Origin of the sequence: Halovenus carboxidivorans (assembly GCF_009831575.1) — an archaeon.
In the GTDB taxonomy this organism is placed as follows: Archaea; Halobacteriota; Halobacteria; order Halobacteriales; family Haloarculaceae; genus Halovenus; species Halovenus carboxidivorans.
The window spans coordinates 35693-56404 of record NZ_WUUT01000005.1; the positions used below are offsets into that span (position 1 = coordinate 35693).

Genomic DNA, 20712 nt, shown 5'->3' on the forward strand with positions numbered 1-20712 from the left:
GACCCGGGCAACGAAGCACATTTGCCTCCGGCGGGTCTCGCTTCGGACACGTGCAGTACTTCCCGATTGCGAACGAGGACGAGCGGGAGCGCCACTGGCGCGAGCAACTGCGAGCCGAGGGGTTCGATGTCGTCGAGGAGTACGACCCCTCGGCGGTGATCGTCACCATCGGTGGTGACGGGACGATTCTGTACGCGGCGCGACGCTACCCCGACCCGACGATCCTGCCGGTGCGAGCCGGCACCTCGAAGGGGAACCGAGCGGCCTTCGATGTCGAGGAGTTGCTCGGGAAACTGACCCGACTCGAAGACGGGCGAGCGACCCTCACCTCCCGGAGTTTTCGAACGTTGACCGCGTGCGGGGACGGGAAACAACTGACAGACGAGTTTCGCGCGCTGAACGAGATCAGCCTCCATCACCAGTCGCCCGTGCTGGCGGCGACGTTCGCGGTGCGGATCGACGACGTTGGATTCAGCCGGAGATTCCCCGAACTGATCGGCGACGCCGTCCTCGTCGCGACCCCCTTCGGATCGACCGGCTACTTCAAGGCGATCACGAAACAGACGTTCACCGACGGGCTTGGCATCGCGTTCAACAACATTCACACGCCGGAGGAGACGCCGGAGATGATCCGGTGCAGCGAAGACGCCACCGTCGAACTGGAGCTTCTGACGACGAAACGCTCCTCCGGTGCCGTCCTCACCCGGGACGACGACAGCGCGCCGTACGAACTGTCCGCGGAGGAGGTCGTCACCGTCCGGGCCGGTGATCGAACCGTCGAACTGCTCGATATCGAGTGATTACCGGCGTTCCATCCGGTGTGAACAGCGCATGCAGAGCACGTTGTCGCCGGTCCAGTTCACGTCGTGACTGCCGCAGTCGGGGCACTCGTACTGGTCGTTGTTGTACTCGGTGGTCCCCCGTGGCGCGGCGAAGTATCCCGACTCACAGACGCTGTCGAGAAGGCTCGGCAGCCGCGAGCGCTTGTACCGCGCTCGGTGCGCCAGAAACTCGCCGGGCTGGTCCGGATCCGCGCCGTGGAGGTCCTCCCAGGCGATTGCGATTTCGCCGTTTGCGGTGCTGCGAGCGAGCTGTTTGATCGGCTCGGCGGCCGCCTCGAACAGCGGGGTCGTCCCCCAGGTCTGTGGGGAGTCGATCGCTCCCTCTCGGTAGGCCGTCGCCGCCGTCTCGTATGCTTCCGTCGCGCCGCTGAGATCACCGATCACGTGAAAGTCAGCGACGAACTCCAGAAGACAGGCCTGCTGTGCCGGTTCGGTCAGCGCGTTTCTGAGGTCTTTCGCGACGGCCACGCCCTCGATACTGCGGCGCGTGGCACGGGACTGCTCGCCCGCGACGCGGTAGGCGATTGCGCCGACGGCCAGCGAGCGGAGCCCACGGCCCACCCAGCCTTTCTCGTCCTCGTCGAAGGGGCTCAGCTCCGCCCGCGGTTCGGCCAGCAGCGACCAGCCGGAACGGCTGTAGGCGTCCCCAGCCTGCTCGTACTGCCGGTCCGATAGCGCCGCGATGGCGCGTTCGAGATGTGCCTTGTCGCGTTCAGCCATCGGTCATCACACTCATGAACACGGCCCGTAGTTGGCCGGGAGCCTCGAAAAGGCTACGACTGGCGAGGTCGTCGGCTGACCCCTCCGCGGACAGTCCGCCAAGCGGGGTCCGTCTGCGTCCCCGACACGAACGGTGGCACACCGGACCGATTCATACTAATCAGTCACGGCGAGGTCGGCCAGTGAACTCCCGTCGCGTTAGCCACTTCTCGACGAACGACTCTATCGGGGCCTCGTAATGCTATTATCCAGACGGGTCGCGCTCGGGAAATAATCGAGAGGGCGAAGCCTACTCGAGCAGACTCAAAAAAAAAAGCCACAACCGGTCACGTCCGCAGTCGTTCGTTCGGATCAGTCGTCGGCCGTCGTCGCCTCACCGCTCGGCGCGGCGCTGGACTCGAGGATGCTGTGGCTGCGAAGCAGGATGATACCGAACCCGACCTTCGCAGTCAGGTCGAGCACCGCGAACCCGGCAGTCTCGATGGTGAGACCGACCACACCGAGACCCTCGCTGCCGATGAGCCACCAGACGGGGTAGGCGGACCACAGCAGGAGGATCAGGTATCGAAGCAGGTTGAACGTGCCCTGGGTCTCGCTGTCGAGCTGGGACACCTTGTCCGAGAGGCCGGCGAACAGGAAGTACACCAGCACCACGAAGAAGCCGGTGCTGACGCCCCACCAGAGCACGCGGTGGCCGTCGGCATCGAGGCCGAGAATGTCGACCGGTGAGACGGCCAGCGTCGCGATCACGCCCGTGATGATCATCATCACGTCCAGGCTGATCAGCGTCGCGATGTCCTCCGTATCAGCGCCTGCGAGCAGCGCCAAGTCGTACAGCAGCAGCGGCGTCGTCAGGATCCAGTCGGTGTACCGGGCCCAGTAGATGGGCTTCTCGTCGACGCCTTCGAGCAACGGCGCCAGGTCGACGACACCGAACCCTGTCGCCATCGCGAGGTAGTTACTGAACGCGATGGCGGCGATCATCGTCGTCACGATGTAGAACTTCTTCATCCGGGAGTCAGTGACACCCCATCCCGTCGCGATGAAGTACAGCATCCCGAGGAACATCCCGGCCGTGCCGATCCAGAGGAAGGCGCCTTCGCTCCCTGGAGTGTGGCCGAACGCACCGGTTCCGAACTCTACTGATAGTACGGTACTCGCGAACGCGTCGACTACAGACCAATGCATTGCATACGACACTAAGGAATAATATGTAATAATAGTTTGGACGGCATCAGTATAAGAAATCATATACAAGTCTCTAATAACTACAGCGGAACCGATCTATCTGACCTCTAAAGCGTATTTAGGTCGGTATTACCACAGACGCTGACAGATAGTTTTCTGGTATCTTCGGCTTTTGTTGTGTTAGGTGATATCTTGTTCGCCCGCCTGGATGGGCGTCAGGCGCGGGGTGGCTGTCAGCCGAGCGCGAACCGACCGGGAGATGTGCGAGTGTCCTCGATTCACTCGCAGCAGCTCTCATTCTACACGTATTCATTAGGATAAGAATGATAAAAACGCACTTCCTGATTTTGCAGGTATACCGGCGTTTGAGGGTCGTTTTTCCGCGTACCGTCCACCCGGGGAATCGGCCTATTCATGCTGATACGTATGGTGGTACACACGAGACAACGCTGTCACCCGTCGAATCCTAACATAATGGGGTCCGCGACGGGAGCCCGTACAATCTACCGTGGATATACCTGACTAGTATGGACAGTCGTCGGGGTTACGTATGATCGCAACCGCGGGCCGGACAGGACGACCGCAATCCTTTCTTTGGGTCGTTTCCATATCCCGGTATGCCGATCCTGACAGCCGCTGGAAAGAAGAGCCGGCGGAACCGTCTGCGTGATTTGGTCCGCGCCAGCCTCATCCGCGGAACGGTGCTTATCGTGCCGCTCGTGCTTACACTCATCATTCTCGGATTCGTGGCGAATTTCATTTTCAGCCGCATCAACCCGCTGGTCAGCATCGTCGAGTCCCTGCTCGGGCTACCGAACATTCCGACGTGGCTCGTCGAGATCACCGTGCTGATCTGTCTCGTCGGACTCATTCTGCTGATCGGTCTGGTCTCTCTCGAATGGAAGAGCTTCGACCGAGTCGAAAACGCCTTCGACGACCTCATGACCAGCATCCCCGGTGTCGGACCGATCTATTCGAGTTTCAACGAGATGAGCGAGTTGCTTCTCGATAGCCAGAGTCAGAGTTTCAAGGACGTCAAACTCGTCGAGTACCCGACTGACGACTCGTACGCGCTCGCGTTCGTCACTGCCGACACCCCCGATTACATCGAGGAGGGAGCGGGTCACGAGGAGATGGTCACGCTGTTCATGCCGATGGCTCCGAATCCGGTCATGGGTGGGTTCGTCATCAGCGTCGACCGCGAGCGAGTGGTCGATGTCGACATCTCGGTCCAGCAGGGGATTCAGGCCATCGTAACCAGCGGTGTCAGCCTCGGGTCCAAGTCGATGGTGCCGGAAGACGGTGACGCACTCTCGGATTTTCAGGTCGAACAGGACGCACAACCCCCGGTAGTCAACGCGGCAGAACAGATCGACGGATCGGCCGATTCCGCCGAGGGGACCGACGGGTCGACCGACGACTCCTGATATCGTCGTCACTCGGGCGTGACCGTCTCGTTACACCGCGGACAGTAAAACGAGCCGTCGTCCTCCTGTGCGGCCGTCTGGTCTATGGAATCGTCGTACTGGCCCGCCGGCCGTCCGCGCTCGTCGGTACTCCCGTGCAGATAGCCACACTGTGGGCAGGTGAGCATACGCCCGTGTTAGCGTCGAGCAACTTGACAGTGCCGACGGCGCTACTCGGGGTCGTCGAGGTGTTCGAGCGCACCAGCCACACTCTGGGTGATCTTGCGCTGACCTCGCCGGAGGTTCTTCGAGACTCCGGGCTTGGAGATGTCGAACTCCTCGGCGAGATCCGACAGCGTCGTCTCCCGCGGCGACTGGAAGTAGCCGGACTCGAACGCCGTCGCAATCGTCTTCCGCTCGGTCGCGGTCAGGCTCTGGCTGCCCCGGAGGAGTTCGATTGCGGCGTCGCGTTTCTCGATTAGCTCTTGCATCTCGGCGAGCGCCGTCTGACGCCGGGAGATGATCGTAAACTCGTTGTTACGGTCGAGATCCGACAGCGTGTTGTCCGCGGAATGAGTGGAATCGAAGCCGACGTGCCAGGTCTCCGAGCCCCCCTCGATGTGGAACGGACCGGTCACGTAGCCGTCGTATTCACGAATTGTCTCCATCGCGTCTGTCTCGTCGATTGTGGTTCGGATGTGTGCCGTGTTCCCCATCCGCTTGCGGAGCGTGCAACTGTACATGTTCCGGTGATCCTGCAGCGCCTGCAAAGCGTTATCCAGAGCTTCCCGGCTCTGGCCTTCGACGACCATCCGCGTCTCGAGTTCGCGGTCCCCACCGTCGAAGTTCCACTGAAACGACGAGAACGATACATCGTAATCCGCGGTCGTATCGATGAATGGACAATCCTGTTGCTCCATCTCCATCGAGATATCGATCACTGGTAACCCCCCTTGATCAGTCTATCGTAGTTGTTCGTGATAAATCCTGGCATTACTCGCCGCTTTTGGGACAGATCAGGCCGTACAGTGGTGGCACGTGGGTTTTAGTACCGACGGCTCCCAGGTGTTGCTATGCCAACTGTCCAGCGTGATGGCGTCCAGTTGTACTACGAGTACGACGACGGTGCGACAGACGCCCCGCCAGTGGTGTTCGTCCAGGGGTTAGGAGTCGGTCGGTGGTCCTGGCACTGGCAGCACCGTGCCTTCGAGGCGTACGATCTCATCTTTCCGGACAATCGGGGGACGGGCGACTCGGAGGCGGGACTGCCTCCTCTCGTCGGTCGACTCCCACAGAGTCTTCGAGTTCTGCTGTTCACGAAGCTACTCGGCTACTCGACGGAGGGACTGGCGGCCGACCTCGACGCGGTGCTCGCGGATGCGGGGGTCGAACAGGTCCACGTCGTCGGCGCGAGTCTCGGCGGGATGATCGCACAGCAGTACGCCCTCGATCACGACCGAGCGATCTCGCTGTCGCTTCTCTGTACGACCCACGGCGGCGAGGAGGCGATCCCGATTCCCGACGAGACGCTCGAACAGATGTTCGACGTGCCGGAGGGCGCAGACGAGCGCGAGACGATCCGCCATCGGATGGACCCGGCGATCAACGACGAGTTCGCCGAGCGCAACCCCGAGGTGATCGAACAGATCATCGACTGGCGGATCGAACAGGACGCTGGCGAGGTGGCCCGCGAGTCACAGGGGGCGGCCGGCGTCAACTTCGACGCGAGCGACCGGGTACACGAGATCGATCTGCCGACGCTGATCCTCCACGGCACCCACGACCGCGTGCTCCCGGTGAAAAACGGCGAGTTGTTGGCCGAGAAGATTCCTGACAGCCGCTTCGAGCGGATCGACGGCGGCTCACACCTGTTCATGATCGAGGACAGCGAGGAGGTAAACGGCCACCTGCGGGAGCTCTTCGAGTCGGTCTAATCCGACTCGTCGGCACCCGCCTCCGTCTCGGTCTCGGCAGGTGGATCGGTGTCGACCTCACCGGTCGTGTCGTCGGCACGGAGCCGGCCGATCCGCCGTGAGACGGACCTGGCGACGGTCTCGGAGCCGAGTCGGAGTCGCAGCGTCCCGAGCATCCCGACCGGCACGTAGAGGACGAAGACGACGAAGATGATCCCGGCGTAGAACTCCCCGTGGCCGGTCATGAACGCGTCCATCGCTCCGTCGACCGTGATGCCGCCGATAGTCGCGGTCAGCACCGACTCCGGGAGTACCTCCTGCAGCCACGGCTGGAGGCCGCCGCCGCTGGCCTCCCGCGTGAGGAACTCGTTGACGCTTTCGAGGAAGATATAGCCGAAGAGTGGCCCGGCGAGCGTCCCGAGTCCGCCGATGATCGTCGCCACCAGCGCAAACCCCGTCACGAGGAAAAACAGCGTCGTGTCCGGCGATGCTGTCCCCTCGATGACGATGAGTAGCGCGCCCGCGACAGCGCCGAAGAATGCGGCGATCATGAACGCGCCAATCTTGTAGTAGAAGACGTTGTAACCGATTGCCTTCGCGCGCTCCTCGTTTTCCCTGATCGCGATCATGACGCGACCAAACGGGGAGTGGATGATCCGCTGCATCAGGAAGTAGCAGATCAACACGAGCAGTCCGACGAGGAGATAGGCGACGATCACCGAGTCACCGAACTCGATGCCGAGAATCGACGTGTCTCCGAATCCGGGATGGACGTTCGCGTTCAGCGGGTCGATGAAGGGAATCCCGATCATCGGCTCGAAGTCCGCCAGATTCGCTCCCCCGGCGGTCGTTCCCGTCGCCGGATCGGAGTTGCCCGGCGTCAGGTAATCCCAGTGCTGTGAGATGACGTACATAATCTCCGTGATACCGAGCGTAATCATCGCGAAGTAGACGCCGCTGAGGCGGAACGCGAGCAGGCCGACCAACAGCGCGAACAGCGCGGCGACGACCGCACCCAACAGCAGTAGCGCCAGGAAGGGGAACTCCGCCGGAACGATCGGTAGCTGGCCGTTGTACCCCAGGACGACGAAGTACGCCCCGATGCCGAAGAAGGCAGCGTGACCGAAGGAGAGATAGCCCGTGTAGCCGCTGACGAAATCGAAAGACATCGCGAACAGCCCGAGGACGAAGACCATCAACATCGTGTCCGGTTCGGGGAGGATCATCTCCGCCGTCAGCGCGAACAGATCGACGAGCACGTCGTACGCGAACGGGTACGCGAGAAATACCAGGACGACGGCGATGTGAATCGCGTGATCCTGCAGGTACTGGACGGGCCAGCTATCCGGCTCGTACTGGTGTGCCGCGTCTGCGCTCATCCGTGATCACCCTGTCCTTCGACGCCGAAGAGCCCGCGCGGTTGCAGGATCAGCATGACGACGAGGATACTGAAGATCATCAGTTCTTCCAGCCCGGTGAACTCGATGACACCGGTGGTGAACGCCCACGTTCCGAGCGCGTCGATCATGCCGACCAGAAGCGAGGCGACGACGGTGCCTTTGAACGAACCGAGGCCGCCGACGATCACGATGACAAACGCCGGCAACAGGACATCCAGCGCGAGCGGGACACTGACGCTCCACAGCGGGTCCCACATCAGAACCACACCCGCCGCGCCGGCGATACCCGAACCGACGGCGAACACCACCGTAAAGGTCCGCTGGACGTTGATGCCGAGTGCTTTGGCCATCTCTTCGTCCTCGACGCCCGCGCGCACGAACAGCCCGTAGCGGGTCCTGTTGAGGAAGGCCCAGATCCCGACGGCGGTGAGGACACCGAGGAGAATCTCGAACAGTTGGAGGTTGGTGAACTCGACGAACAGCAGTTCCGAATCGCCCAACTCCGAGGGGAGTGTCTGACGCCGCGGTGAGGCCCAGTCGAGATTCCACTGGCCGTTGTTGATGTCGCGGAACTCGACGATCATCCGCATGAACTGTTCCATCGTGATCGTGATTCCGAAGGTGAGCAGTATCTGGTAGATCGGCGGGTACTCGTAGAGCTTTCTGACCAGCGTCACCTCGAAGATGGTTCCCAGCGCCGCCAGCAGCGCGAAGACGACGACGAGCACGAACAGGAAGACGAGCATCACCGTCGCCCACCCCATGCTGGCGGTGACCAGTCCTAACATCAGCCCCGCGGCGATGTACGCCCCGTACATCGTGAAGGCACCGTGGGCGAAGTTGATGACATCCATCAGCCCGAAGATCAGCGTCAGGCCGCTGGCGATCATCAGGTAGAGACTCGCCTTGGCGAATCCCTCGATCAGGACGCTCGAAACGTCCCCCGGCGAGGTCAGCAGGTCGAGCACATCACCGACGAACAGCGGATCGACTGTCGGGATCATGCCGAGAGATACCTCCTGAGTCGTTCGTCGTCGGTCGAAACCGCGCTCGTCTCGCCCTCGTCGATGATCTGGCCGTGGTCCATGACGTAGAACCGGTCAGCCAGATCCAGCGCGAGGCCGAGTTTCTGCTCGACGAGCAGGATGGGAATCTCCTCGGCGGCGTCCATCAGCGCCCGCCCCACGTCGGTGACGATCTGCGGAGCCAGTCCCTCGCTGGGTTCGTCGACGAGCAACAGGTCGTTGTCACCGACCAGTCCGCGAGCGATTGCGAGCATCTGTTGTTGGCCGCCTGAGAGATCACCGGCGCGCTGGTCGGAGCGCTCCTTGAGAATCGGGAACGTCTCGTAGGCCGTCTCCAGCGCCTCCGGCACACGCTGGCTGTCCGGCACCGCGGCCCGAATGTTCTCTTCGACGCTCAGCCGGGTGAACATCCGGCGTTCCTCGGGAATCCAGCCGATACCGGCCTCGGCCACCTCGTAGGTGTCCTTGCCGACGAGTTCCTCGCCGTCGAAGGTGATCGTCCCCTCGACCGGCGGCGTTAGCTGGAGGATCGACCGCATCGTCGTCGTCTTCCCGACACCGTTGCGCCCGAGCAGCGCGACGACTTCGCCCTCGTCGATCTCCAGAGAGACTCCCTCGAGGATGTGACTCTCGCCGTAGTAGGTGTGGATGTCAGAGACGTCGAGCAGCGTCATACGATCCCCCCGTCTGTCGCCGCCTGTCGTTCGAGATCACCAGCCTCGTAGCCGCCGAGATACGCTTCCTGTACGTCGGGATCGCCCCGGACGTTCTCGGGCACGTCGTCGGCGATGATCGCGCCCTGATTGAGAACGACGACCCGCTCGGAGACATCCATGACGATGTCCATATTGTGCTCGACCAGCAGGACAGCGTGGTCGGTCGCGACGTCCTCGATCAGCGCCTTGATGTCGTCGACGTTCTCCGACGAGACGCCGGCGTTTGGCTCGTCTAACAGCAACACGTCCGGATCGCCCGCCAGGGCGATTGCGACTTCGAGTTGGCGTTTCTCGCCGTGGCTGAGGTTCTCCGCGGTGACCTGCTCCTGGCCGTCCAGCCCGACCCGTTCGAGAATCCGGCGGGCCTCCTCGTAGTGTTCCTCGAAGGCGTTGACGTTGCGCCAGAGCCGCAGCGAGTTCTCGCCGTGTGCCTGTGCGGCCACGCGGACGTTCTCGAGGACCGTACTCGTCGGGAAGATATTCGTGATCTGAAACGAACGGTGGATGCCGAGTTGGGCAGTCTCCTGTGGCTCGGCGTCGGTGATGTCGATCCACTGGCCGTCGCGCTCGAACTCGACGGTTCCCTCCGAGGGCGTCAGCGCCCCGGTGAGGAGATTGAAAAACGTCGTCTTCCCGGCCCCGTTCGGCCCGATCAGCGAGGTCAGTTCCTCACCGAGTTCGAAATCGACGTGATCGGTGGCAGTGATCCCGCCGAACCGTTTCGTGAGTCCGGTCGTGCGAAGCATCGTTATGACAGGTCACAGCTCATTTCGCTGGCCGGGATCGTCACGTCGTCGGCCGGGACCGTCTCGATCGGCTCGCTGGGCTGGATCGCGGCCGGCCAGTTCTCCTGATCGTCGGGCGTCACTTCGACGTTCGCGACGGTCATCGGCGAGCGCGCCTGGTTGTTGTACTCCTGGAAGGTGTAGGCGTTCTCGCCTTTCGGGGTCTCCTCGACGGTCATGCCGCGCAGTCCCGAGACGATAGCGTCGCGGGAGATCTCGCCTTCCTCTTGGACGGCCTGGATCGTCGCCGAAGCGGCCGTGAACGCGCCGCCGGTGAACAGGTCCGGCACGACGCCGTAGGCGCTGGTGTGGCGGTCGATAAAGGCGTCGTTGATCTCGTTGTCGTACTGGTTCCAGTGGTATCGGGTCGTGAACGGCCCGAAGTCGGCGTTCGCGAGCCCCTCGTTCGTGAAGTTGTCCCCGAGCACGTCTCTGAGCGTATCGCCGACGATACTGAGGGTGACTCGGGAGGCGAAGCCGCCGAACAGTTGCATGTCGTAATCACCGGTGAGGAACTCGGTGGCGAAAAACGGCAGCGTCGAGGCGGTGAACCCACCGACCATCCCCTGTGCGCCCGCGTTTTCGGCCGTTTCGAGTAGCCCCTGCCACTCCTGCTGGCCGCTCGCAACCGACCGTTCGAGCACGATTTCGACGCCGCGGTTCTCTAAAACGGTCCGGTAGTTGTTGATGACCGACTGCCCGAAGGTGTCGTCTGCGCCGAACAGCGCCATCCGCTCGACATCCGTCGAGTCGGCGATGTAGACGCCGCCGCTGCGGGCGTCCATCGCGGTGTTCTCGTTCGCCCGGAACACCTGTTCGCGGCAGGTCTCTTCGTTCGCCGTCAGCCCCGCCGAGGCCGCCGGTCCCATGATGTAGGGCACGTCCGAGCGGTCGACGACCTGCGTGATGACACGCTGTGCGCCCCCGGAGTTCCCCACGCCGAACAGCAGGTCGACTTCGCTTTCGGTCGTCAGGTCCTCCGCGAGAGACTGTGCCTCCTGTGGGTTGAACTGCGTGTCCCGAACGAGCAGTTCGACATCGATGTCTCCGACGGAGTACGAGTACTCCCCCGCGTCGACGCTCTCCTCGCCGAGCGGATCGGTTCCGGCTTTCTGTGCGAGTCCGTTGTAGAAGCCGGCGGTCCCCTGCGCGCCGTACTGCGGGAGCGGGCCCGAAAAGTCCTGCAGGACGCCGATACTGAGCGCCCCGCTCAGTCCCTCGTCGTCACCGACGGCACAGCCGGCGAGTGCGAGCGCACCTGTCGTCCCCATCGTTCCGAGTAGCTGTCGTCTCGTGAGATTGGATCCCATGACTGGATAAGACTACAGTGTCAGACCATGAAAACCGGGATGTTAACATGTTAAATTCGATGAGAGACGGGTGGCCGTTCACGAATACGGCCTTCAGGGCGGCTGATCGAGAGATGAGTAGACGGCTGTCAGTGTCGACCGTCCGGGCCGGCGGGTCTCGGAGTCCTTCTCGCTATCCTTCGCCGACCATCCGGTCTTCGTCCTCCCACTCCTGCTCGCGCAACTCGAACTTCTGGACCTTTCCGGTCGCGGTCGTGGGAAGATCCTCGACGTACTCGATCCGCCGGACTGTCTTGTAGTTCGCCAGATTCTCGCGGGTGAACTCCGTCAGCTCCTCCGCCGAGACCGGCGGGTCCTCCGGATCGCCGTTCGCGGGAACGACGAAGGCCTTGGGCGTCTCGCCCCACTCGTCGTCCGGTGCGGGGATGACGGCGACGTCGTTGACGGCCTCGTGCTCGAAGAGGGTGTCTTCGAGTTCGATGCTGGAGATGTTCTCGCCCCCGGAGATGATGATATCCTTCTTGCGGTCCTGAATCGAGATCATCCCGTTCTCGTCGACCGTGGCGAGGTCCCCGAGGTGGTAATAGCCCTCGGCGCGGTCGTTGAACGCCTCCTCGGTCGCCTCGGGTTTGTTCCAGTACTTCTCCATCACCTGGTTGCCTCTGACGACGACCTCACCGATGGTCTCGTCGTCCCGGGGCACGTCGTTGCCGTCCTCGTCGACGACGCGGATTTCGGTGCCCAGATAGCCGAAGCCCTGGCGTTTCTTCACGCGGAACCGGTCGCTGCTGTCGTCCTCGAAGAACCGGCGGGCGTCGGAGGTGGTAATCAGCGGTCCGGTTTCAGTCGCGCCGTAGACGTGTTTCAGATACCAGCCGAACTCTTCCTCGACCGTTCGGATCGTCGCCTCCGGTGGGGCGGCGCCTGCGGTGGCGATCCGAACGTCGTTGTTGCCGGTCGTCTCCGGTTCGTGCTCGTCGTAGTAGTCGATGAGCATGTTCAGCACGGTCGGCGCACCGCACATATAGGAGACGTCCTCGGTCTGGACGGCCTCGAATATCTCCTCGGCCTCCACACCGCGCGTGCAGATGTGCTTCGCACCCATGCCGGTGACGGCGTAGATGTGTCCCCAGCCGTTGACGTGGAACATCGGCAGCGTCCAGAGGTAGACGTCGTCGTCGCTGATCTCCTGGTGGACCGTAGTGAGATAGGCGTGAATCGTCTCGGCCCGGTGGGTTCGACAGACTCCCTTCGGATCGCCGGTCGTTCCGGAGGTGTAGTTGATCGTGATGATCTCGTCTTCGCTCATCTCCGGGCGGTCGTACTCGCCGCCGTTGTCGACGATCTCGTCGAAGGACTCCCAGTCGCCGTCGACGGCCGCCGCGTCGTTCGTGATGAACGTCTCCGTCGGAACCTCGTCGCGGATCGCCTCGATCTTCTCGGCGAAGTCGTAATCCGCGTAGATCGCGTCCACGCCGGCATCTTCGAGGATGTACGAGAAGTCGTCGGGCGTCAGTCGATAGTTCAGCGGCGTGTGGACGGCCCCGGCCTGCATCGCTCCGAAGGCCGCTTCGAGGTGGTAGTGCGTGTTCGGATCCAGCACGGCGACGCGGTCCCCCTTCTCGATCCCCCGATCCTGCAGGGCAGCAGCGAAGCCGTCGGCACGCTCGCCGAGTTCCTCGTAGCTGTACCGTTCCCCCGTCGTCGCGACGACCGCTTCCTCGTCCCCGTAGTGGTCTCGCGCACGGTCGAGAAACTCCGTGACAAGCAGTGGCTTGTGCATAGCGTCTCTTTCTACCTGTCGTCTTATCAAACTACAGGTTAATATATGTACGCGGGGTCGGCCCGCCTCCCGGGGCCGGGTCTCAGGGGTGGTCGTACGCGACGCTGGCCGCGATCAGCACACCGATCAGACCGGTGATCGCCGAGATCGTACCGATGGCGAACACGCCGATCTGGAGGATCCGGCCGTCGAGCGTTTCCGCGGCCGTGAGCACGAACAGCGCAGTGACGAACGCGATCAGTGCCAGCAACCGGCCCAGGCGTCCGAACTCGATTGCGTCAGTCACCACGGTTTCTCACCACGCTGAGGACTCCCTCGTACTGCGGATTTCCGAGAGCGTGAATCGACTGGCAGATCCACATGCCCGCCGTGAAGTTCACGAAGGCGACGAATGACACCTGACCGAGTTCCCCCTCTAGAACCAGCGCCGACAGGAGCGCACCCACCAACGTGATGGCCATGATAGCGTGCGTAATAAGTGACCGAACGCCGAACGGCCGGAACGACTCCAGTAGCTTGTTCGTCACGATTAGGTAGTGTTTCCTACAGGGATAAACCCCCGGAATCGGTCACAAACGCGTCTGAAACGCCTGTTTTTGATTATCCGGGAAACTGCTCGTCAGTGCGGGAACCTACTCCGGACCGGCCGGGTTCAGTCGTCGTCGAGCACCCCTTCTGCGACGGCCATGTCCTCGGTCGTCGGATCGGGTTCCGTCGAGCGGAGGACCGAGCGCTTGCGGACGATATCCGCGGCGTAGATGACCGTCCCGAGGATGATGAGCGTGTCACCGGGAAGCCGCGCCCAGAACAGCGTCTGTACGATCCCCTGTTCGTAGAAGGCCAGACTGCGAGCGGCCGCGTACCCCTCGGTGAACGCCGCCTCCAGTTGGAGGAACCCGACCGGGAGGACGGAGACGAACACCATCAGCGCCAGCCCGACGTTCCAGCACCAGAAGGCCGCCCGCAGCCAGGAGCCGTCCCACTGCTCGGGTTCGATGGCCAGCTGGAGCATGTACGCGACCATCCCCAGCGCGAGGAAGCCGAAGGCTCCGAACATCGCGGCGTGGGCGTGCCCGACCGTGAGGTAGGTGCCGTGTTCGTAGTAGTTGATGATCGGGAGGTTGATGAAAAAGCCGAGCACGCCCGCCCCGACGAAGTTCCAGACACCGCTGGCGACGATGAACATGAACGGGATCTTGTAGGGGAACCCGCCTTCCTCGGTCATCGCGGTGTACTGCCCCAGCGCTTCGTAGAGGATAAAGACCAGCGGCAGCAGTTCGAGCGTCGAGAAGACGCTCCCGATCGGGATCCACACGTCGGGCATCCCGACCCACCAGTAGTGGTGGGAGACGCCGATGACGCCGGTTCCCATCACCAAAAGCGCCTGCAGCATGACCGCCTTCTCCGCGCTCTGGCGACGGAGCAGATTCATCGAGACCAGCGTCACCCCGACGATGGCGACGATGAAGAACTCGAAGGCGCCCTCGACCCACATGTGGACGACCCACCAGCGCCAGAACTCCGTCACGGCGATGTTGGTCTCGGGCGTGAACAGGAATCCGGCGGTGAACAGCAATGCAATCGACCCGCCGGCGTAGAGAATCATGTGTGCCAGGCCGAAGATGGGCTCGCGGTCCAAAAGCGGCTTGAGCCCGCGGACCGCCAGCCAGGCCCACAGGCCGAAGCCGACGAGCAGGCCGAACTGCCAGAGTTTGCCGACTTCGAGGTACTCCAGCCCCTCGTTGCCGAGAATCCACCAGAGTTCACTCTCGAAGAAGCCGTTGGAACCGAGCCAGATGCCACCGAGTCCACCGACGGCGACGACGACCAAAGCGCCGAGGAGGACGTTGACGTACGTCGACTGCCGCTTCGGTTCGTGACCCGTCAGAAGCGGCGGGAGGAACAGCCCCGCACCCAGCCACGTGGCCGCGATCCAGAGGATCCCCAGATCGATGTGCCACGTCTTCGCCATGGCGAACGGGAGCAACTGGAGGATATGGGTGCCGAACAGTTCCTCGATTCCGAAGAAGCCGGCCCGCTCGATGTAAAAGTGTGCGAGCAGACCGCCGAGGAACACCTGCGCGAGGAACAATCCCGCGGCGACGGGGACGAACCGGAGCGCGGCCCGCTGGCTGGGGACGATCTCGACGTCTCCCGGATCCGGAACGGAGATGCCCTCCGAGGACGGCTCCGGAAGTTCGACCGAACGGTACAGCCAGATGCCGCCGCCCGCGGCGGCGACCAGCAGCACCATCGCGATTACGCTCCAGATCATCACCGGCCCCGTCGCGTCGTTACCGGCGGCGGGGTTGTACGGCCACTCGTTGGTGTAGGAACTCTCCCCGTCGGGTCGGTCGGTGTGGGAGAACCACGCGGTCCACATCGCAAAGTCCGCGAACCGTCTGGCGTCCGCCTCGCTGTCGATCATCCCCTCCGGGACGCCCCGCTGGTGGTCACCTTCGTGGTACCGGTTGACGTACTCCTGGCGGACCTGTTCGTGGGCGTAGACCTCCGCCGCGGTGTACTCGATCGGACCGCCGTCGTAGCTCCTGTCGAGGTCGTTTTTGACACGTTCGGAGATAGCCGCCTGTTGCTCCGAGTCGAGTTGAGCGAACGACGCGTTGTACTCGCGCTGTGCGTAGTACTCGCGCATGTACTCGGTTTTCAACGACAGGGCGTCGGAGGTGTAATCGACGCCGTAGTACGCGCCGTTGCCCAGGATGGAGCCGTGGTTCATCAGGCCGTCTTTCTGAAACTGTTCTTTGCCGTCGCGGATGTCTTCGCCGGTCATGACCGTCTCACCGTCCGGTCCGACGGCACGGTCCGGTATCGGAGGCGACTCCTGGTAGGCGAACCACGCGCCGCCACCCATCACGATGAGATTGAACACGAATACGACCGCGATCACCTGTGCGATTCTCTTGCGACGAAGCTTCATACTCGGGGGTTCTCGATACGGGGATATAACCCGCGTCCAGTTTCTAAGATTTTGAGAATTAATTTAGATTGATAAACTATAATCTAAATCCCGTCGTCGCGATCGAACGTCCAGCCGTCCAGTCGCCGTCGGGGTGTTATACGAGTATACGCCGTTCGACACAGAGAACGAGCGTGGCGAATATCTTCCCGAGCGCGCATTAAGTACGAACGGTGAGAATACTTAACCGCTCAGTACATACCCCGAATTGTAAGCAGCATGAGCGAGGAGAGTCGGGGACTGACCGAACTCAGTGCCGAGCAGTACCGGACACTCATCGAGGAGACATCGGACATCATCTCGGTCGTCGACGAGGACGGCACGGTGCTGTATCAGTCCCCAAATTCGGAACACGTCAAAGGCTGGTCGCGCAAGGAACTTCTCGGGGAGAACATCCTCGATTACATTCATCCTGACGACCGGGAGCGGGTGACCGACGCCTTCCGGGCGCTCTCCAACGGTGACGACGTCGAGGAAGAGGTCGAGTTCCGGCTGGAACAGAAGAACGGGGAGTGGATCTGGCTGGCGACTACCGGGACGGTTCCGGACCCGGACAGCCCGATCGACGGGTACATCACGACCAGCCGAAACATCACCGAGCGAAAGGAGACCGAACAGAAGCTCAAGTCCCAGCGAGACGACCTGGAACTGCTCAATCAGGTCGTCCGCCACGACATCCGAAACGACCTGCAGGTCGTCTCGACGTACGCCGAACTGCTCGAAGAGCACGTCGACGAGGCGGGACAGAAACACCTCGAACGGCTGAAAGAGAGCAACGAACAGGCCGCCGAACTGACGATCACTGCGCGGGATCTGACGGACGTGATCCTCCGCTCGGAGGTCGAACTCGAACCCGTCCCGCTGAAGAGCGTGATCGACAGCGAAATCTCCGAAATTCAGCCCGCGCACGCGGACGCGACGTTCACCGTCGATCAGTCCCTGACGGAACTCTCGGTACTCGCAGACGAGATGCTCAATACAGTGTTCAGAAACCTCCTGAAAAACGCCGTCCAGCACAACGACAAGGAACAACCAGAGGTACGGATCACGGCGGAGGAGGACGGCGACACCGTGCTCGTCCGAGTCCGAGATAACGGCCCCGGTGTTCCGGACTCACAGAAGGAGACAATCTTCGGCAAAGAGGAGAAAGGGCTCGAAAGCGAGGGGACAGGTATCGGGCTGTATCTCGTGCGAGAGATTGTAACCGGTTACGGCGGCGAGATCTGGGTGGAGGATCCGGAGGACCGAAACGACGGCGCGGTGTTCGTGCTCGAACTGGAACGGGCCTGACTCCGAAGAACGACGAGACTTTCCTTCGCCGACTCCTATTCGGTCGTATGAGTCAACAGGCAACCGACGCCGTCGTCGTCTACGCGGATTACGTCTGTCCGTTCTGCTATCTCGGCTACGAGTCGCTCGACCAGTACCAGGACCAGCGCGAGCAACCGGTTCCGACGGACTGGCATCCGTTCGATCTCAGGAGCCGACAGCGCCGCCCCGACGGAACGATCGACCACTCCGTCGACAACGGCAAAGACGAGGAGTACTACGAACAGGCCAAACAGAACGTCGAGCGACTCGCCGACGAGTACGGCGTCGAGATGGACGAACCACTGAAGAAGAACGTCGACTCCTACGACGCGCAGCGAGTCGCCTACCGGGTCCGCGAGGAGCACCCGGAACAGTTCGAGCAGTTCCACCGGAGTGTCTTCGACGCGCTGTGGGAAGACGACCGAGATATCGGCCGCCAGGACGTTCTCGAAGACCTCGCCGAAGCGGCCGACGTGCCCCCGGAAGTCGTCTCCGAAACGCTGAACGACGAATCGAGCGCACAGCGGCTGGAATCCGCCTTCGAGGCGGCACAGAAGCAGCGTATCACCGGCGTCCCGACGTTCGTCTACGGCGAGCACGCGGCCCGCGGCGCCGTGCCTCCGGAGCAGTTGCGTCGACTGATCGAAGGGAACTGACCGCGATCCGGCCGAGAGTTTATATACGACCGTCGGGCCAACGCCCGTATGTCAGGTCGCACACTCTGGCAGGACGAACGGGCAATCGAAGGATTACCGATTCGCCTCGTCATCGCACTCGTCGTCGGGGTCGCGTGTCTCGGTGTCATGATGAGCGTCGTCGGCGGCTTCAGTTCGTTGAACGAGACGGAGTTAGACACGAAGCCGGACCCCGACGTGATCGACGAGGGGAATCAGACTGTCAACGTCACCGTCGTCAGCCCGGATAACGAACCAATCGAGGATGCCACGGTCATCGCACGGAGCGATACGGCACAGTTGGACTCGCTCGCGCGCGCGGAGACGGACGGGGACGGTACCGCACAGTTGACTATCGATCCGGAGCTACGGCCCAACCAGGAGGACGGCCGGATCGAACTGAAGATCCAACCGCCGCAGGGCGAGTACATCGACAAGCAGGAGAACACCGGGATTCTCGTCGTCGAGAACTAATCCCAGTCGATCCAGTCCAGTTCCCACCCTTTCCGGCGTCGGGCATCCCGCTCGGCGAACTCGCGGTCCTCGCGGTGGGTCCGGTTGCGCTCGACGGTGTTGGCCTGCTCGCCCTCGACGAGCATCGGATCGAACGCACAGCTACCCAGCCGCTCGACATCGCCGTCGGAGTCGACGACGGAGATCGACTGCTGTGTGGTGCCGAGCGGCATGACCAACCGTCCGTCCTCGGTGAGTTGGTCGCGAAGTGCGTCCGGCGGGCTGACAGCGGCGGCTTCGAGGAGGATCCGGTCGTAAGGGGCGTATTCAGGCAGCCCGTCGGCACCGTCGCGGCAGTCGACCAACACCTCCGCGTAGCCGGCTTCGGAGAGATTATCGCGGGCTTCGTAGACGAGTTGGCGGTTGATATCGACGGCCTGGACGTGTCGGCCGCCCGCAATCTCCGCGAGCACTGCGGTCGTGTAACCGACACCGGCGCCGACGACGAGCACGGAGTCTCCGGGCCTGGGAGCGAGCGCTTCGAGCAGTCGGCCGGCCGTGCTCGGGGCCAAGACGCGGGTTCCCAGCCGCTCGAACGGCCGGTCCGCGTACGCCCCGCGCTCGTCTTCGACGAAGACGTCCCGAGGAACAGTCCGCATCGCGCCTGCAACGGCGTCGCTCTGGACACACCCTTTACTGGGGTGGACCAGGCTGTCGACCATGTCGTCGCGGAGTACCGCAGGGTCCATGTGCTCTCCTTGTGCCGAGCAGTAATGAATGGACCGCTCGGCTACTGCAGGGGAACGAACCGCACGTAGCCGTGACCCTCGCGGTCACGCAGACCGTCCTCACCGACGACGCCCCGGACGAGTCGCTGTCGGCCGTCGTCGATCGGTCCGAGCACGACACCGCCGGGACGGACCTGCTCAACGAGTGCCGGCGGGAACGATTCGCCCGCACAGGTGAGGTAGGCGGCGTCGTACGGAGCGTGGTCAGCCCACCCGTCGCGACCGTCGCCGGCCCTGACGCTGATCTCACCGTATCCCAGCCTATCGAGCGTCTCCCGGGCCCGCGCTGCGAGGTCGTCGTAGTACTCGACACTGAAGACCTCCTCCGGGCCGACGACTTCGGCCGTCACGGCGGCGTGATAGCCACAGCCGGTTCCGATTTCGAGGATTCGATCACCCGGGTCGGGGGCGAGTAGATCGAGCATCACCCCGACCATGTGTGGGGCGCTGATCGTCTGGCCGTTTCCAATCGGCAGCGGCCGATCCTCGTAGGCGTCACTCCGGCGAGACTCCGGGACGAACTCGTGGCGCGGGACGGCACGCATCGCGTCGGCGGTTTGCTCGCTCAGATCCGCTCGCTCGACGAGGTCCGCGACGAGTCGGTCGCGGGCCTGCTCGTAGTCCATACTACCACGCCGACCACGCGGAGGTCGACTCGTCGCGGACGTAGAGCCGTTTGATGTCTTTCGCGACCGCCATATCCCCCTCGAAATCCAACTTCTCGTGCTCGTATCCGGTGGCGTCGTCCCGGAGGTAGATACCTTCGACGGTGAACTCCTCGCCGCCGAGTTCCTCGGTCTCGTCGACGACGAACTCGTAATCGCCGGGCACCTGCAGCGAGAAACTGCGGGTCTCGTCGTGTTCGCCGGATTTCGGGTGGGCCGTCACGTTGACTTTCACGTTCCCGACCGCTCGGGTCCAGATGGTCCGAACGTCTTCGACGGTGGCCTCGTCGGTCCGTCCCTCGGCCAGTTCGAGGCTCGTGATCCGGACGGTGAGAATCGCCTCGTCGGTTTCGAGGAGGAACTCCTCTCCGGTGGCGATGGTCTCGTCGACCGGCGCTTCGGTCGAGGCCGAGAACGATTCGCCGTCCTGCGAGACGACGACATCTTTCGTCATCGTCTGTTCCTCGGGTAACTGTTCTTTGTGCACGTGGTCACACTCCGTACAGCGGATCGTCGCCTGACCGCCGGGGGAGAGCACCTCGTGGACGGTCTCGGCGTCCGGCGAACAGGCCGGACAGGCGAGTGCGACGCGCTCTGTGGGTTGGTCCATACGAACAGTTGGATACACCGGTACAAAAGCCGTCGGTGTTGTTCGAGCCACAGTCGGGGTCACACAGTCGTCTCGTGTCCCGCCAGGCCTCCGGCGCGCTCGCGCAGTGAAAACGCTGCCGAAGTCTTTTCAGTAGTCTACTCCTA

The 20712-nt window shown here is 62.7% G+C and carries 22 protein-coding genes; 6 read left to right on the top strand and 16 right to left on the bottom strand.

Annotated elements, in window-relative coordinates; all coding sequences use genetic code 11:
* Positions 1 to 50: 50 nt before the first annotated feature.
* On the top strand, positions 51 to 800 hold the full coding sequence (locus GRX03_RS12590) for an NAD(+)/NADH kinase (protein WP_159764578.1): 750 nt from the start codon (positions 51 to 53) through the stop codon (positions 798 to 800).
* Here the strand turns inward: GRX03_RS12590 and GRX03_RS12595 are convergent, their stop codons facing one another.
* Both GRX03_RS12595 and GRX03_RS12600 read right to left on the bottom strand, forming a co-directional pair.
* A complete protein-coding gene (locus GRX03_RS12595) occupies positions 801 to 1562 on the bottom strand; it encodes a hypothetical protein (protein ID WP_159764579.1) in 762 nt (253 codons plus the stop codon).
* 351 nt (positions 1563 to 1913) lie between these two features.
* Positions 1914 to 2750 (bottom strand): bacteriorhodopsin, encoded by an 837-nt coding sequence (locus tag GRX03_RS12600; protein WP_159764580.1) that lies wholly within the window; start codon positions 2748 to 2750, stop codon positions 1914 to 1916.
* A gap of 617 nt (positions 2751 to 3367) precedes the next feature.
* Between GRX03_RS12600 and GRX03_RS12605 the strand changes: the two genes are divergently transcribed.
* The gene (locus GRX03_RS12605; RefSeq protein ID WP_159764581.1) at positions 3368 to 4177 is read left to right on the top strand and encodes a DUF502 domain-containing protein; all 810 of its coding nucleotides are present in this window, start codon (positions 3368 to 3370) and stop codon (positions 4175 to 4177) included.
* Positions 4178 to 4185: 8 nt separating this feature from the next.
* Here GRX03_RS12605 and GRX03_RS12610 read toward each other — a convergent pair whose 3' ends face one another.
* Positions 4186 to 4344: a hypothetical protein gene (locus GRX03_RS12610; RefSeq protein WP_159764582.1), complete on the bottom strand. Its 159-nt coding sequence runs from the start codon at positions 4342 to 4344 to the stop codon at positions 4186 to 4188.
* 42 nt (positions 4345 to 4386) lie between these two features.
* Complete coding sequence (locus GRX03_RS12615; protein WP_368278415.1) at positions 4387 to 5097, bottom strand: helix-turn-helix domain-containing protein; 711 nt, start codon at positions 5095 to 5097, stop codon at positions 4387 to 4389.
* A 132-nt stretch (positions 5098 to 5229) separates the two neighbouring features.
* Between GRX03_RS12615 and GRX03_RS12620 the strand changes: the two genes are divergently transcribed.
* On the top strand, positions 5230 to 6090 hold the full coding sequence (locus GRX03_RS12620; RefSeq protein WP_159764583.1) for an alpha/beta fold hydrolase: 861 nt from the start codon (positions 5230 to 5232) through the stop codon (positions 6088 to 6090).
* On the opposite strand, the gene GRX03_RS12625 is transcribed toward GRX03_RS12620, so the two are convergent.
* From GRX03_RS12625 to GRX03_RS12665, 9 genes are all read right to left on the bottom strand, one after another.
* Complete coding sequence (locus GRX03_RS12625; RefSeq protein WP_159764584.1) at positions 6087 to 7448, bottom strand: branched-chain amino acid ABC transporter permease; 1362 nt, start codon at positions 7446 to 7448, stop codon at positions 6087 to 6089. The genes GRX03_RS12620 and GRX03_RS12625 overlap by 4 nt on opposite strands.
* The gene (locus tag GRX03_RS12630) at positions 7445 to 8473 is read right to left on the bottom strand and encodes a branched-chain amino acid ABC transporter permease (RefSeq protein ID WP_233739963.1); all 1029 of its coding nucleotides are present in this window, start codon (positions 8471 to 8473) and stop codon (positions 7445 to 7447) included. The genes GRX03_RS12625 and GRX03_RS12630 overlap by 4 nt, the downstream gene beginning before the upstream one ends.
* Entirely contained in the window at positions 8470 to 9168 is a 699-nt protein-coding gene (locus tag GRX03_RS12635; RefSeq protein WP_159764585.1) for an ABC transporter ATP-binding protein, read from the bottom strand. Before GRX03_RS12635 ends, GRX03_RS12630 begins: the two co-directional genes overlap by 4 nt.
* Entirely contained in the window at positions 9165 to 9956 is a 792-nt protein-coding gene (locus GRX03_RS12640) for an ABC transporter ATP-binding protein (RefSeq protein WP_159764586.1), read from the bottom strand. The genes GRX03_RS12635 and GRX03_RS12640 overlap by 4 nt, the downstream gene beginning before the upstream one ends.
* Before the next feature lie 2 nt (positions 9957 to 9958).
* Entirely contained in the window at positions 9959 to 11305 is a 1347-nt protein-coding gene (locus GRX03_RS12645) for an ABC transporter substrate-binding protein (RefSeq protein WP_159764587.1), read from the bottom strand.
* A 172-nt stretch (positions 11306 to 11477) separates the two neighbouring features.
* Positions 11478 to 13088, bottom strand: a complete 1611-nt coding sequence (locus GRX03_RS12650; RefSeq protein ID WP_159764588.1) for a long-chain-fatty-acid--CoA ligase — start codon at positions 13086 to 13088, stop codon at positions 11478 to 11480.
* A gap of 82 nt (positions 13089 to 13170) precedes the next feature.
* Complete coding sequence (locus GRX03_RS12655; protein ID WP_159764589.1) at positions 13171 to 13374, bottom strand: hypothetical protein; 204 nt, start codon at positions 13372 to 13374, stop codon at positions 13171 to 13173.
* A complete protein-coding gene (locus GRX03_RS12660) occupies positions 13367 to 13615 on the bottom strand; it encodes a hypothetical protein (protein WP_201289233.1) in 249 nt (82 codons plus the stop codon). The genes GRX03_RS12655 and GRX03_RS12660 overlap by 8 nt, the downstream gene beginning before the upstream one ends.
* Before the next feature lie 125 nt (positions 13616 to 13740).
* Complete coding sequence (locus GRX03_RS12665; protein ID WP_159764590.1) at positions 13741 to 16026, bottom strand: nitric-oxide reductase large subunit; 2286 nt, start codon at positions 16024 to 16026, stop codon at positions 13741 to 13743.
* Positions 16027 to 16284: 258 nt separating this feature from the next.
* Between GRX03_RS12665 and GRX03_RS12670 the strand changes: the two genes are divergently transcribed.
* The 3 genes from GRX03_RS12670 to GRX03_RS12680 are packed head-to-tail and all read left to right on the top strand — an operon-like array spanning position 16285 to position 18524.
* Positions 16285 to 17355 carry a PAS domain S-box protein gene (locus tag GRX03_RS12670; RefSeq protein ID WP_159764591.1) on the top strand — a complete coding sequence of 357 codons (1071 nt, stop codon included), beginning with the start codon at positions 16285 to 16287 and terminating at the stop codon, positions 17353 to 17355.
* 47 nt (positions 17356 to 17402) lie between these two features.
* Positions 17403 to 18032 (top strand): DsbA family oxidoreductase, encoded by a 630-nt coding sequence (locus tag GRX03_RS12675; protein WP_159764592.1) that lies wholly within the window; start codon positions 17403 to 17405, stop codon positions 18030 to 18032.
* A 48-nt stretch (positions 18033 to 18080) separates the two neighbouring features.
* Positions 18081 to 18524, top strand: a complete 444-nt coding sequence (locus GRX03_RS12680) for a DUF7382 domain-containing protein (protein ID WP_159764593.1) — start codon at positions 18081 to 18083, stop codon at positions 18522 to 18524.
* Here GRX03_RS12680 and GRX03_RS12685 read toward each other — a convergent pair.
* The 3 genes from GRX03_RS12685 to GRX03_RS12695 are packed head-to-tail and all read right to left on the bottom strand — an operon-like array spanning position 18521 to position 20566.
* Entirely contained in the window at positions 18521 to 19252 is a 732-nt protein-coding gene (locus tag GRX03_RS12685) for a protein-L-isoaspartate O-methyltransferase family protein (RefSeq protein ID WP_159764594.1), read from the bottom strand. The genes GRX03_RS12680 and GRX03_RS12685 overlap by 4 nt on opposite strands.
* A 41-nt stretch (positions 19253 to 19293) precedes the next feature.
* The gene (locus GRX03_RS12690) at positions 19294 to 19917 is read right to left on the bottom strand and encodes a protein-L-isoaspartate(D-aspartate) O-methyltransferase (RefSeq protein ID WP_159764595.1); all 624 of its coding nucleotides are present in this window, start codon (positions 19915 to 19917) and stop codon (positions 19294 to 19296) included.
* Between the two features lies 1 nt (position 19918).
* The gene (locus GRX03_RS12695) at positions 19919 to 20566 is read right to left on the bottom strand and encodes an HVO_0476 family zinc finger protein (protein WP_159764596.1); all 648 of its coding nucleotides are present in this window, start codon (positions 20564 to 20566) and stop codon (positions 19919 to 19921) included.
* Positions 20567 to 20712: the final 146 nt, after the last annotated feature.